Here is a 13455-nt window from a genome sequence, read left to right as displayed (position 1 = left end):
GATTTGAGGCTGGCCCTAGCGGCCTTTGCGCCACTTCGCATGTCGCTCCGTTCGAGAAACGGTAAAATGGCTCCTGTGGAATCTTATCCGCAGGGCAAACCGATTCCCAACCGGGAGTTGGTGCGAGAACCATGCTGCCACCGGAGCTAGAAAGAACAGAAGTGTTGACTGCACTGACAGTTCTGCTGACCGGGGCATCCGGTTATGTCGGTGTCGGCTGATGACGCAAGTTCAAATAAATGGGCCAAGCCAACCATGCCAATTACACGCACATCGTCAGCCGAAAAACTTCTTGATGGCGTGCAGCGTAGCCGTACGTCCAATGCGACCCCAGGAGTCGGTTAGCGGAATATGTTTAGGGCAAACCGCCGTGCAATTCTGAGCATTTCCGCACTGCTGGATACCTCCTTCGGTGGTAACAGCATCCAGTCGCTTGCCTGCATTGAAACGACCAGTTGGATGCGAGTTAATCAGCACCACTTGATTCATGGCATGTGCCCCAATGAAGGTTCGATCAAAGTGGATGTCTTGTCTTGCCTTGAACTCTGCTTCCGATTCGCCTTCGGCTTTCTGAATTTGCGCCAAGTTGTACTGCGGACACGCTTCCAAGCAGCAGCCACAACTCATGCACTCGCTTAGCGGGTACGCCTGCTGCTGCTCTTGCTGAGACTGTCGAGGCCCCGGCCCTTGGTCGTAGTAACCATCTACCGGAATCCAGGCTTCGACTTTTTCCAACGCTCGAAAGAGCCGACGACGATCCACCACCAGATCACGAACGACGAGAAACTTGCTGAGCGGGCGAAGCTCGATTTCACCGGGTTGATCGGCCACGAGCCTTTCCACTAAAGCACTGCAAGCCTGTCGAGTGCGACCATTGACTAGCATCGTGCAGGAGCCGCAGACTTCTTCGAGGCAATTGGCTTCATAGGCGATGGGAGCAACGATTTCGCCGCTGGTGGTCTTCGGCTCAGTTGCGATGCGTTGTAAAACTCCCGTGACATTCAGCCCAGGTTCACGACGAATCAGAAAACTCTGCCAGTAGCTCGCTTCGGCTGGATGATCCTGCCGAAGAATGCGAACGCTCACCCAACCTTCAGCGTCATTCACAGAATCAGTCCCTTCAAATAGCTGACGAGCAGCGGGACCGTTCATGTTCCCCATGTCGGCCAGAATGAAGAAGCATTGGGCAGACAATCATTTCTTAGCCAACAGAAGTGTTACCAGCAACGAAGAATCTTCGCTGGCCTTTAACGCATGTGGCTCGCCTGCGGTGAGATAAAGCAACTGTCCCACAGAGAGTTCGACTGCGTTCTCCCCGACTGTGAAGGTGACTCGCCCTTCCAAGCATTGCACAGTGATCTCGCCGGGAGCTTTGTGCGAGGGAATGTCTTTGCCTGCTGGCAGGACCAAGCGGATTAACTCCAAGTTGGCGGTCTTCACCAGAGTTTCTGTTTTGGAATCGCCCAGGGCAGCGCCGAGTGGCAACTCGATGATCTCGCCCGATTTGGCATGGTGAATCGACATTAAGCATTCCTCCGAAAAGAGTGTCCGGTTTTGAGACCGGCGACAAATAAGACCAACGCCACGGCTCCGAGAAAGAAGATCGTGTCGCCTGGAACTCGCATCCACCGCAAGTTTTGCATCAGCGGCGTTTGCAAGAACTCGCTGCTGCGGGCGTACCAGTAACCATGCTCGACAGAGGCCCAGGTCTGCATCAGACCTACGGGCAACAAGCTCAGCAGGCACATCGCCGCCAAACCGCCGTTCAAAGACCAGAACGAGAACCGCAGCAGCCCATCCTTCCATTCCACACCGGGAATTAGGACTCGCAAGCAGACCAGCATCAACCCGATCCCCAACATCCCATAGACGCCGAATAAGGCAGCGTGACCATGCAACGGAGTCGTGTTGAGCCCCTGCATGTAATAGAGAGCAATCGGCGGGTTAATCATAAACCCGAACAACCCGGCCCCGACCATGTTCCAAAAGGCGACAGACACGAAAAAATAGATCGGCCACTTGTACCTTTGCACCCACGGGGACGATCTCGACCGTCGCAAATCCTCCATCGCATCGAACCCGACGAGAACCAGAGGAACCACTTCCAGCGCACTAAAAACCGATCCCCAGGCCAAGGCTACGGGTGGCGTTCCTGAAAAGTACAGATGATGGCATGTCCCGATGATGCCGCCTGACAGAAAAATTGTGGCGGACAACAGAGCCGCCGCCGCAGCGATCCCCGGTTTGATCAAATTCAGTCGCATGAAGATGAAGGCGATGACGGTGGTGGCGAAAACCTCGAAGAATCCTTCGACCCACAAATGAACCACCCACCAGCGCCAGTATTCGACTATCGTCAGGTTCGTATGCTGCCCCCAAGTCAGCCCCGCACCGTAGAAGAGAGCGATAGCGCCCGTGGAGACGGCCAGCAAAGCCACAAGCTGTTTCTGCTCCCCTTCTTTTCGCAAGGCTGGGAGCAAGACTCGAATCATTAAGAACAGCCAGAGCAGCAGACCGACGAACAGGCCAACCTGCCACGCTCGCCCTAAGTCCACGTACTCGTAGCCCTGATGGCCAAGATAGAACGACACCGTGTCCGACAGCTTGTTGTGAACGCTCAACCATTCGCCGGTTAATGAGCCGACCACCACGACCAGCAGTGCCACAAACAGGATGTTGACGCCCAGGCGTTGGCCCTTTGGTTCCTTCTCGCTCACCAGCGGGCCGATGAACAAACCGGCAGCCAACCAAGCCGTGGCGATCCAGAAGAGGCCCAATTGAATGTGCCATGTTCGAGCCACGCTGTACGGCAACCATTTTGAGAGTGGAAAGCCGTAGAACGCATCGCCCTCAACGCCGTAGTGCGCCGTGATGACTCCCAAGAGCATTTGCAACAGAATCAAGGCGGACACGACCCAAAAGTATTTGACGGTCGCTTTCTGAGAAGGAGTGGCTTGCCAACTGCCTAGTGGATCGGTTTCCGGCGCAGTCGGCTCTTGCTCGGCCTCTCGTCGAGACGCATACCACCATGCCATCGCTGAAATTCCCGCCAGCAGCATGATGATGCTCACGCCCGTCCAGACTACTGCATCACCAGTGGCTCGGTTACCGACCAATGGCTCGTAAGGCCAGTTGTTGGTGTAGCTTATGTGAGCGTTCGGTCGATTGGTCGAGGCTGCCCACGAGGTCCAAAAATAGAAAGCCGAAAGCCGACGCAGACGAACCGGATCGCTCACGGCTCCAGCGGGAATGGCGTAGTCGGTTTTTCCGTTCGAGAACACATCTGAATAGTGGGCCAAGTTCGACTCAAACGCAGCGGCACGAATCGGAGCAACCGTAACCATTTGCGTTTTCGGATCGTAGGTATTGGTCCGCATGAGTGTGGTCAACCGACCACTCAACTGCGCCTGCTTCTCATTGTCGAGTTTCTCGAACTCGGTGTCGTAGTCACTCTTTGCCCAGCGGTCGAGGATGAAAATGGCTTCACGATGTAGCCAATCGGCTGTCCAGTCCGGTGCGACATAACTGCCGTGTCCCCAGACTGAGCCGACCTCCATTCCGCCGAGTGTCTGCCAAACATTTTGGCCAGCTTGAATCTCGCCTTCGTCAATGACCACCTTGCCTTCGGTGGTGACTACCTGCTTCACAATCGGTGGAGCTTCCTCGTAAATCCGAGTGCCGATCCAGCCAAGGACAGAAAAGGAAACAAACAGAACGAGGGTGAAGCCGATCCAAAGCTTTTTCATGGTCCACTTACTCGCTCTTCGCAGGGGTAATTTGAAGGACAATCATCGTTCAACGGAAGTGATCAGTATGGATCACTCCCATTTCTGCAATTCCTACCGGCCTCATTCAATGGGCAGTGTGTAGCTGATCGCTCCAATGGCTACACCCTTTTTGGCGTCGGCGTAATGCGGATGGCACATGACGCACTTCTGCATAACCACGGGCACAGGCGTCATCGCACGCAGGTACGGCTTGCCATCTTTTTCGATGATCTGTTCGTAATAGTCCTTCCCGGCCTGCAATTGGCTAACACCCTTTTTCTCGAACTCATCCTTGGCGACATTCTTGTTGTCGTAGGGTTTTCCAGTTACATCCAGCAATCGAACTCCGTGCCAGCCTTTTTTCTCGACCTCGCTAAACAGAGCGATTGCAGCACTGCCTGCGGGGAAATCATTTTCGTCATTGACATATTTATCCGTGATTAGCACGACGGCGGTTTTGTACACGTCGTCCAGCATCCGTACCGTCTTCCGGGTCCGCTCCGTAGCCGCTGCCGATGGCTCGTTCTCGTTCTCGTTCTTCGGCGGCGCTTGCTCAGCCGAAAACAGGAGTCCGGTCACAACTAAGGCTGCCAACAGCCCACAAACGAGAATTGACGACGTTCGACCCATGTTGATTTCCTTTCCAAAACGAGCGAGAGCTTAAAAGTGGACTACGATATCCAATTTTGGAATATAGCGAACGGTTAATGTGGATGTCAATGTCCAGAATGGCTTTCTATTGAGCCGGTCGAGGTTTGGGCCGGGCCAGTTGGTGGAGCGCCATTCGCCTCGCTTCTTCGGCGATGACTACCAGTGCAGTCAGCGGATTAACAGGTATTCGCACCTTCGCTCGAACGCCGAGAAACAAAGTTTCCGACAATCTTTTCCACAAGCGGCATCAGCAGTGAGAAATCCACCGGCTTCAGAAAGGAACACCTAATTCCCGCCTCGGCTGCTTCACCCGTTGTGGTGATGGAAGTGAAGCCAGTTATGAGTGCAACCACGATGTTCGGCCGCATGATCTTCAAGCGTCGGCAGAGTTCCAGGCCGTCCATGCCGGGCATGTTGTAATCGAGAAGAGCCAAGAGGTAGTGGTGCCCCCCGGATAATTCCACGGCACTTGCACCGTCGTGGGCCGTATCCACCGTGTAGCCGAGGTCCATGAACACGTCCGACATCGAATCGCAGGTGTCCGTGTCGTCGTCAACCAACAAGATGTTTGTGTCTATCACCGGCATTCCTCCCTGTTGTGTTGGGCTACCGACAATAAAAAAGGCCGACGTGGCGGAACACCCCAAGGGTCGTCCACCACGTCGGCCTACTCTTTAGCCAACGCTGTATCGTACTCCTCAAGTCGAGGACAGCACAGGCCGAGACGCATCTTGTTCAATCCCCTCAAATCATGGCCATGATTGAGAGTTGCAGCACGGTCGCCGTCGCCACCCAGATCAGATACGGTACTTGTGCCAGCGCCACCCAGTGGAAGTGCGGCCAGACGGCAACGATCATCCATACAGTGGTCAACTCGGCACTCACATGCTGGTTGAGAGTAGCTGCTCCTCCCTCACATCGAATGTCTACGAGTCGGACGCCGCTCGTTGTAGCAGGTACGCCCTGGCTGAATCAGCCATCGTCACCAAGGCTGCACCCATCATAATGGCGTCCTTGATGACGAGCCTTCCGGCCCCGCTCAGATACGGAAATCCGTGCTGCGCATCGCCAAGAGGTGGAACCCAACATTCGGGCGTCGTGATGAGAAACGACAGCGTGACGAACGACATCACGAAGACCAGGAAGCTGCCGACTGCCGCCGCCTGGGGAAGCCAAGGATGCAGGCAGAGCAGCAGTCCGTACAGGACGATCACGGTCCCCAGCCCGTAGGCAAACTCGTAAGTTCTGTTCGACTCGTGCCAGGAGCGGTTCTCTGGCACGAGTGCCCCTTCGGGGTTCTTGTGGGCTTTGTAGTTGCTAGGATCGGCATAGAAAAAGCTCATAGTGGGACTGTTGGCGACGAACGGCACGATGCCGTCCGCTTCGTACCGAAACGCCTTCAGACCTCCGATCCAAAGCAACACGACGATGAGTCCAACTCTGGTCAGAGTTATGCCCACTTTGTCCATTCGAGACGCCAGTTCAAACAGTTTCAGCACGCTCATTTTGCTTCTCCGGTTAGAGTCAGAAACGGCGAGCTTCGATTCTCTCACCGCCCTACTTCAACTATCGGATGCCCCACCAGAACGCAGAATGGGCGCATGGGACGAAAGCATGGACAGATTGCTCCCGCCTCGAATTTCCGTCTCGAAGTCACGGAAGAAGGTCGGAGAGTAGCCGGTGGCCTTCTTGAACAAGCGACTGAAATAGAGTTCGTCGGAAAAGCCAACCTCTCGTGAAATCTCTTTCACGGACTTCAACGTGTGGAGCAGTTGCCATTTGGCGTGAATGAGAATGCGATTACGAATCAGATCACTAGGCGTGGTCCCAAGATGATCCCGCACAATCCTGCCGAGAGTCTTGGGGGTGACGTGCAGTCGCTTGGCGTAGTCGGCGGGTGAATGCAGGGTTTGGTAGTTCGCTTCGATAAGGTCACGAAGCTGAGCGAGAACGGGATGTCGCAAGTCTGCCAGCCCTGGTCCACAGGCTGCCGCCTGCGGCGTCTTAAGACGAGTGGCGAGGATCAGCAGCACTTTCAGATAGGCGAGCATGACCTCGCCAAAGGCAAGCTCTTCCCTGCCTTGTTCGTTCCGAATGCGTTCGACCAGACCCAAGACTTCCGACCTCGCATGTTCGTCCAGGGTGACGACAGGAGCGCCGTAGGGATCGTTAAACAGAATGCCGCTACAGCCAACCTCGGCGTGAAACGTCTCCACGCAGAGAAAGTTCGCATGAAACTGGATGAGTTCTCCGTGAACTGAACGAGTCGGTGCGAATCGGATGTGCTGGTAGGGAACAAAGAATAGCAGTGAGTTGGGATGGAGGTAAAACTTAGAAGCATCGGCCCAGAACGAGCCGGAACCAGATTCGATGAAGTAAATCGAGAAGTAGTTCGTGCGTGGCGGCTCGGTCGGTTTGCAGGGGAGCCGCAGGCTTTCCATTCGGATCGCCTGATCGCCCTGACGAGGATCGTACAAGTTGCCGATATTGCGTTTGCTCATCGTGACGATAGCCGGGAATTATTCACTTCCCTGAGTTGCGAGCTTCATTTTTCCCAATTCATCGCAGTGATCGACAGTTGCAGCACGGTCGCCAGTGACACCCACACGAAATAGGGAACCTGGGCCACGGCAACCCAGCGGTAGTGTCGCCAGATGGCAACCATCATCCAGATGATTGTGACCCACACGATCAGGATGTCCACCGATGCCAGCGGCAGGTTCCGCATCCCGAACTGGATCGGGGTGAAGATCAAGTTGGCGACGAGGTTGATGGCGAACGGCAGTGCCACGAGCCACGGCACTTTGCCTCGAATAGTCTGCACGAAGACGAAGCCGAATGTGACGAGGATGATCGGGTAGAGAATCTGCCAGATCAATCCGATGGTCGCAGGGGCCGGTGTCCAACTTGGTTTGGCGAGCGTGTTGTACCAGTCGAGCCAGTTCATCTGGAGCAGCCTTCGTTTAAGCACGAATCGATAGTAACGGCAGGACTGCGCCGCAAGGCTACGGGCATTCGCAAACCACCCGGAATCCGTTGGGTATGTACATCAGATCAAAGAGCGATTCCATAAATCCTCCATCGTCTTCCTCGCCTTCGATGTCCTCGTCTGGTGATCCTGCGTCTGCTCGAAGTTGTCGCCTCGCTGAACTTGTGCAAACGAACTCGGTTGCAGAACACCAGCCTCCTCGCATAACCCTGAACACCTCCGTGTTCTCACCCTCTAGCCAAGCGCTTCCATCATTCGGTGCGCCATCGTAGTTCGGGTGCCAGACATCTTCACACCACTCATCGACGTTTCCGTGCATGTCGTAGATACCCCAGGCATTCGGCGGATAGCTGCCAACCGGTGTAGTTTGAGCATCATGTCGAGGTCCGCTCTCCACCAACTGTTCAAGCTCCCGAACAGCATCCTCTTCACCATCGGGCGGCATCCCAAATCGTTGTATAAATGGAGTGAAATTCGCCTGAGTTGGCAAAAGCGAATCGCCGAATGCAAACTTGCTCGTTGTCCCTGCACGGCAGGCATATTCCCACTCGGCTTCACTGGGTAAACGGAACACCCGCTGCAGACGCTTGCAAAGCCGGTCGCAGAAGTCCTGGCAATCAAACCAACTTACTTGGTCTATGGGCAATCGTGGGTCGCCCTGATGCTTTGAAGGGTTTCTTCCCATGACAGCGCTCCACTGTGCTTGCGTCACTGGGAATCGTCCGATGTATAAAGGTCGATAAATCCGCACCGGATGTTGTGGAGCTTCACTTGGTACTTGATCAGCGTTTGGCGAACCCATGAGAAATTCGCCGGCGGGAACTAGCACCATCTCCAGTTCAATGTCATCGGCAATCGCAAACGAGAGCAAAGATGGACGGTCACCGTCGGACTTCTCAGCAACACGCTGCCGCAACCTCCGAAGCGTCCCGTTGCGTTTTCGACGAGTCGCCTTGATGCGGCGAATCAGAGGACCGTTGTTCTTGTTGTCAACGACTTCATCAACTTGTCCCGATGAACAGCCACGCTGAAGCAAGAACGACTTTATGAACTGCTGGTAAGCCATCGGGCCAAGTTGCTTTTCGAGCGAGTTCGCATCCCAATCAAAGTCGTCCCTCTCCATGCTGTGATGGTCGTCAGGATTGAACTCGTGGCCGCAGACTCGGCATTCGTAAGCAGTTGCTTGGTAATTCTCCTTCCAACGTCCAACTGAAGCGTTTGCCTTGCATCTAGGGCAGTGCGGAAAGACCGTGTACCAACCAAAATCAGTGTGGCCAAGCGGAGACAGCGAGACGTGGACCGGCAACTCCCAGCGGATTGCGGTGTCCAGAGCGTTAAGGAAGTGGCGAACGTCCTTGTCCTTGGGATCAGCGTAATCGCAGGCGGCATTTAGAAGTTCGTGAAGTACCTCTGCCTGCAAACGACGAAGTGGCGATTCGATCCAAAATCCGTACCAAAGTGGCGTTGTCAGCGGAAACGCCGATCTGATCCGAGACTCAAGGTGGCGCTGCTCAATGATGGTCCAAAGTTGCTTGTCGAGTTCCTCCGAATCGGGCCAGACATCGAGATAGCCAAAACATCCAGCCACCTCTACGCCAAGTTCGCCCTTGGCATTTGCTTCACACAAATGGCAGGTCGAAAGCACCATCGGCAAACCGCCAAACGGCCCTAGTCGATCCTCAATTCTGAAGCCAGATACGGGGATGCTTTGGACCTTCCCGGCATTATCTCTTTCCGTCGTCCAGCCGGTGACGCAGATTCCGTTCACATTGCGATTGTCGCCCTCTGCCGCCGCAACTGTGCGGAAGTCGGCCAGTTGCTTAAATGTCTGGTCTGGCAGAAACCAGCGGTCACCATTGCGGAAAGTGCATTTGCGTTCGAGTGACCACCTGACGACTTGACGGGTATCTGCCATCCTGCACCATTCTTGGCTAGGCGATTAGACGCTCCAACATCACTTTAAGAAGTTCTTTCATGCTCGTTCGATGCGTCTCAACACGGAATGACCGGGCAATGCACTCGAACGTCGAATCATGGAACCAGAAGACGTAGTGATTCAAATCGTGCCAGGATTCGGGGCGGTACATGCGGTGTACGCTGTTGATGGCCTCAATCTCTCGAAGCCATCGTGAATTCACCACTCTCTGCGCTCTGTACGGTTCAAGCCCCTTGCCATTCAATGGGTGGCCTTCGATGACTTCGTCATTCGGCGCTCCGAGCTTTGCTGAAACGCAATTCTCGAACTCGACAAGGCCAAGCGGTTCCGGCAATTGAGCCGAGGCAGCCTTTACAGTAACGTAGCTTCCATCCCAATTCGGGTCCGGTTCACTGACGAGGAAGGCCAGCAGCGCCCGATAGTCATTCACAAGCAATTGCGGCATAGGAGCGCCTGTGTCCCATTTCACGGCGAATGGAATCGTCTCCGCATATTCGTCCCCCCTCGAAGCGGACATGGCTCGTTCAAGCCGCAGGACTTCTTCATGTGCGGCGTCGTACTCTTCCCGCTCTCCACCTTTGTGCTTCGGGGCAAGCGCCTTGACCGCACGATCAAGGCGCTCGTTGGCAATGTGCAGTTCCCTTTCTAGGTCAGTGTCTTGCATTTTGTCCGTCATTCAGAGCTAGTTTCCTTCATGTCAGGGGAGATCAGCATCGCCTCTCGCAGCATCTCAGCGACAGTTCATTTCCCTTGAACCTCCGTTCGATCCAGCACCTTTCCGTCCAGGCTCTTCAAGTCGATGGTCGCCGACTTCTTCTCTCGATTGAACGTGAGCAACACGTAATTGTCCTCGCTGAACAACGCATTCGACTTGGGATCGGGGTATTTGTTTCCCTTCCCATTCAGCGAAGTGTCGAAGTAATGCAGGCCATCGACCTCGGCTCGTTCAGCAAAGTGTCCGAAGCCGGTGATGCACGCTGTTCCTTTGCGGAAGAGTTCGTGCCAGCCTCCCTTGGCCTGACTTCGGATGCTGCCGTTACGCTCGTTGTAGATGGTGACAACAAACGGGGAAGGTTTCGCCATCAGGCTCTCATACCACTTAAACTGCTCCGACTCCCGGCTGAAATCGTGGCACGTTTGCCAAGTTGTTCCGAAGTCCGCAATGTGGTTGAAGTCGAGAGCGACAAAACGCACGCCAAAGTCTGATACGTCGAAATGCCACTTCCATTCGTCGTCGGGAAGCTCGAAGAATTGCCGGAACGCCGTGGCGTCAATGTCGTAAACCGGCTCGGCAGGTGGCTTGTCGCCTCTTGGCCGGATTTCTCGATCATGGTTGCCCAGCACCGGCATGAATGGTGTCGAGCGGAAGAGTTCTGGGTAGGCGTCGATCAACTCCGCATAGGGCAGGAAGCAATCCTTCTTTCCATCGCCACACTTCTGCCAAAGACTGGTGATGTTGTCGCCCGCTGTCATCAATAGATGCACATCATCTTTGACGAGAGCGGTCAGATCGGCCTTGGCATGCCAGTTGGCTACAACGGCAACCCGAAGTTCGTCGGTCGGACACGACTTAAAGGTTCCTGTCAGAGGAACGAGGTCGGCAGCGCCGACCGAGTAGTGGTAGGTCTTGCCTTTCTCTGTAACTGGAATCTCGACGTGATGAAGTGTGCTTGTACCTGCGATTCGCCCTTCTTGTCCGAAGTCCTTCGTCACTCCGAAACGAACAACGGACTCGCTCGGCGTCTTGGTCGTCCAACTCACTACAATCTTGCTCGGATCGTGGCTTCGGTGCGTGAGCCATGCTCGCTCGACCTGAGCGAATGCTGGCGACGATGACAACTGCCAGATGAACATCAATCCGGCAGCGATGAATGTACGAAGCATTTCGGAAACCCAAGGGTGCTGCATGTCAGGCAAACCGTCATTTTAGCGACCGCAGTTCATGCGGTCATTGGCACGACTTTGCGAACAGCCGTGATCCTGTGCAGATTTCACAACAAGTCCGACGGGCGTCAAAAACAAGAACGGCGTCGAATCAGAATCCCAAAAGCACCTCATTAATAACGACACCCAGCCGACTGTCCGAATCATGTCGAATTATTATCCAGAATCTTTCCAGATTCTGTGCAAAATCCGATTTGGACACACTCAGTTACGTTGTCGTAACACGATCAACGCAACCTCGTTATCACGTGAGTCTCGTTTTCGTCGTCTTCGCTTACTTCGCTTGAACTTCACTCGCTCCGGCTGTCGCCGTCGCTCGTTCCTTCACACTTGCCGAAGGCACTCCATCGACTTGGCCGCAAGGCCATGTCTCGAAGCGCAAGTGAGCGCAGCGAACGAGCATCGAACAACTCAACTACCGCCATGCGGAGTCGAGTACGACGAAGCGATCCTGATTTGGCCGAAGCTATGCGCATTCTGCGGCGAAGAAGAGTCGCTGCAAACTCGGTCGCCTTTAAGAGCAACTTAGTAATCCGCTGCTCGCTCCCTTCGGTCGCTGCGCTGCGGGTGGTGGTCGGCTTCCGACCACGCACATGGGGGTTCCTTCGGAAGTTTGTACTGGGAGGAAAAGGAACATCCTTCTCCCACGGCAGTGTTCTCAAATGCGTTGTGCGTGCGGACGAGCCACGACGCCGGTAACGGCGGCGGGGCGAGGCGGAACGTTCAACGACGGGCGTCACAAAACTGACTCGAAGTTGAAATAACAATCCGCAGGAAACGAACAATGGCTCTCGCAGTTGGTCACAAGTCGAACTTTGAAGCGTTGGCCCAGGCATTCGGCGCTGGAGACGTTGCGCTGATTGAATGCGAGCTTCGGACAACGGGCGAGGAAGTGGCGGTGATCTGTGCCGCAAATCGCTTGGCAAACGGGGTGATCGACTTCGTTCCGTTCGCCATTCTTTTCAATGACAATCCGTATGAGTTGCTCAACCCGCCGAATCCTGATGGTGGTTTTCAGTCGTAGTCGAAGCGGGTTAACTCGTTGTCACAGCTTCGTCGAGGCCAAACTCACGTTTCAAGAAGTCGAGCGTCTGCTCATGTCGCAATTTGCAGACGACGTTTTGATTAGCGAAGACGCCAGTGAAGGTTTTGGACTCTTCTCTAGGAAAAGAGCAAAGCCATTTCACGCCGACAACCCATTCGGATAGCTCAGGGTCGTCGCTGTTGGAATTCATTGACGGAGCGACCAATGGCAAGTCCAAAAGTCGCTTTCCATCGACCATAAAGTCCTTTGCCATGCATGCGGTCGATGTGATCTCACCGTATCCGACATATCCGTAACCTTTCAAGTAGGCAAATATCTTGTCGCCGACTTCGAGTTTTATCAGTGGCCTACTATAAACCGCACCTTGTCCAGCCGAAGTAAATCCGTATTTGCGAAAGTCATCCCAGTTTCGGAATGGGCGCTCGCCCACGTTGACGAACCACGTCCCTGACCACGGAAGTTTGTGGCGAGCCTCAGAGCGCTGTTCAACCTCCTCTGGGTCCATTAACCAGGACCGGCCCACAACTTCCTTCCCATTCACGGTAAAGCAATTGAAAAATACTACGTTGATGTCGAGGGAATGTTCAGATGCTAAATACTGAACAATGCGTTCGGATGAATCGTCGAGCTTCGATGCGACGATGATCAGCCTGTGGCTAACGTTGATTGCAGTCGGAATTGGCGAACCAAATCGCTCGGCAAATGCCTCTGAAAGGCTGCGTTTCAAGTATTTTGCGGCCAATGCGCCAACTTCTGCAGGCGACAGTTCTTTCGCCCAAGAGGCATAATCCAAAATCTGGGCAACAACTTCACGTGGCGTTTTGTCCTTTTTCAATTCAAGGACGATCAGGTTGCCCTCCGAGTCGATCCCGAGCAAATCAAGATAACCACGGTACCGAGTTTGTACTTGCCGACCGATCAGCAGTAGTTCCATCCCGAGTAATGAAGTGTCGTTTTCAATCCAATCCTCAAGCCTCATCTCGTCATCGAGAACTTCAACCGGGCATGCCTTCAGGGCTTTGCCATTTACTTCCCAGAGCGACATCTGAAGCGACATTCTGCTGGTCTCCATTGGTGTTGCTGCAAAGTCTAGCAGGCGAGATGTCTGGTGCAACACATTCGG

The 13455-nt window shown here is 54.4% G+C and carries 14 protein-coding genes; 1 reads left to right on the top strand and 13 read right to left on the bottom strand.

Features of this window, described 5'->3' with window-relative positions; all coding sequences use genetic code 11:
• Positions 1-276: 276 nt before the first annotated feature.
• From sdhB to ETAA8_RS04335, 12 genes are all read right to left on the bottom strand, one after another.
• Positions 277-1194 carry a succinate dehydrogenase iron-sulfur subunit gene (gene sdhB / locus ETAA8_RS04390; RefSeq protein ID WP_238397676.1) on the bottom strand — a complete coding sequence of 306 codons (918 nt, stop codon included), beginning with the start codon at positions 1192-1194 and terminating at the stop codon, positions 277-279.
• Entirely contained in the window at positions 1195-1524 is a 330-nt protein-coding gene (locus tag ETAA8_RS04385; protein ID WP_145085438.1) for a cupin domain-containing protein, read from the bottom strand. It lies immediately after the preceding gene.
• A complete protein-coding gene (locus ETAA8_RS04380) occupies positions 1524-3746 on the bottom strand; it encodes a nitric-oxide reductase large subunit (RefSeq protein ID WP_145085435.1) in 2223 nt (740 codons plus the stop codon). The genes ETAA8_RS04385 and ETAA8_RS04380 overlap by 1 nt, the downstream gene beginning before the upstream one ends.
• 102 nt (positions 3747-3848) lie before the next feature.
• Positions 3849-4397 (bottom strand): c-type heme family protein, encoded by a 549-nt coding sequence (locus tag ETAA8_RS04375; RefSeq protein WP_145085433.1) that lies wholly within the window; start codon positions 4395-4397, stop codon positions 3849-3851.
• 197 nt (positions 4398-4594) lie between these two features.
• On the bottom strand, positions 4595-4999 hold the full coding sequence (locus tag ETAA8_RS04370) for a response regulator (RefSeq protein WP_202921547.1): 405 nt from the start codon (positions 4997-4999) through the stop codon (positions 4595-4597).
• A gap of 163 nt (positions 5000-5162) precedes the next feature.
• Entirely contained in the window at positions 5163-5291 is a 129-nt protein-coding gene (locus ETAA8_RS35535) for a hypothetical protein (RefSeq protein ID WP_261343622.1), read from the bottom strand.
• A gap of 53 nt (positions 5292-5344) precedes the next feature.
• On the bottom strand, positions 5345-5923 hold the full coding sequence (locus ETAA8_RS04360) for a DUF417 family protein (RefSeq protein WP_145085427.1): 579 nt from the start codon (positions 5921-5923) through the stop codon (positions 5345-5347).
• A gap of 57 nt (positions 5924-5980) precedes the next feature.
• Positions 5981-6919, bottom strand: a complete 939-nt coding sequence (locus ETAA8_RS04355; protein ID WP_145085425.1) for a helix-turn-helix domain-containing protein — start codon at positions 6917-6919, stop codon at positions 5981-5983.
• A gap of 44 nt (positions 6920-6963) precedes the next feature.
• Positions 6964-7365: a TspO/MBR family protein gene (locus ETAA8_RS04350; protein WP_145085422.1), complete on the bottom strand. Its 402-nt coding sequence runs from the start codon at positions 7363-7365 to the stop codon at positions 6964-6966.
• A 58-nt stretch (positions 7366-7423) separates the two neighbouring features.
• Complete coding sequence (locus ETAA8_RS04345; protein WP_145085419.1) at positions 7424-9322, bottom strand: formylglycine-generating enzyme family protein; 1899 nt, start codon at positions 9320-9322, stop codon at positions 7424-7426.
• A gap of 16 nt (positions 9323-9338) precedes the next feature.
• Positions 9339-10019, bottom strand: coding sequence for a hypothetical protein (locus ETAA8_RS04340; RefSeq protein WP_145085416.1), 681 nt, complete (start codon positions 10017-10019; stop codon positions 9339-9341).
• 65 nt (positions 10020-10084) lie between these two features.
• Positions 10085-11227 carry a metallophosphoesterase gene (locus tag ETAA8_RS04335; RefSeq protein ID WP_145085414.1) on the bottom strand — a complete coding sequence of 381 codons (1143 nt, stop codon included), beginning with the start codon at positions 11225-11227 and terminating at the stop codon, positions 10085-10087.
• An 844-nt stretch (positions 11228-12071) separates the two neighbouring features.
• On the opposite strand from ETAA8_RS04335, the gene ETAA8_RS04330 reads away from it, so the two are divergent.
• Positions 12072-12311 carry a DUF6117 family protein gene (locus ETAA8_RS04330; protein WP_145085411.1) on the top strand — a complete coding sequence of 80 codons (240 nt, stop codon included), beginning with the start codon at positions 12072-12074 and terminating at the stop codon, positions 12309-12311.
• Positions 12312-12321: 10 nt separating this feature from the next.
• Here ETAA8_RS04330 and ETAA8_RS04325 read toward each other — a convergent pair whose 3' ends face one another.
• A complete protein-coding gene (locus ETAA8_RS04325; RefSeq protein ID WP_202921546.1) occupies positions 12322-13389 on the bottom strand; it encodes an endonuclease NucS domain-containing protein in 1068 nt (355 codons plus the stop codon).
• Between the last annotated feature and the right edge of the window lie 66 nt (positions 13390-13455).

It is taken from the genome of Anatilimnocola aggregata (assembly GCF_007747655.1).
Taxonomy (GTDB): domain Bacteria; phylum Planctomycetota; class Planctomycetia; order Pirellulales; family Pirellulaceae; genus Anatilimnocola; species Anatilimnocola aggregata.
This window is presented reverse-complemented; position numbering and strand designations above follow the sequence as displayed.